The sequence below is a fragment of the Roseibium sp. RKSG952 genome (assembly GCF_009711355.1).
Map to the genome: position 1 here is coordinate 1 of NZ_SMMF01000028.1, position 211 is coordinate 211.

The window sequence follows — 211 nt, forward strand, 5'->3', positions numbered from 1 at the left end:
TGGCTCGACACCCAGTTCCGCCGCCATCAAAGCCGCCGCGCGTGCGGGCCAGTTGACCCAGACATCCCGTTCCTGCCGCGCCAACCGAAACACCAGGGACAGCGCGCGGGCGCGGTCGATCAACTCGCCTTTCAGTTTTTGCAGCCGCAGACGGCGCTCTTGTGCTTTCAGAACTTCGTTTGCCGTCCTGGCCTGCAGGAACGTCGTGCCG

1 pseudogene is annotated in these 211 nt (G+C 64.9%); it reads right to left on the reverse strand.

Features of this window, described 5'->3' with window-relative positions:
* Positions 1 to 211: pseudogene (locus tag E1297_RS00060) on the reverse strand (hypothetical protein); the annotation flags it as partial.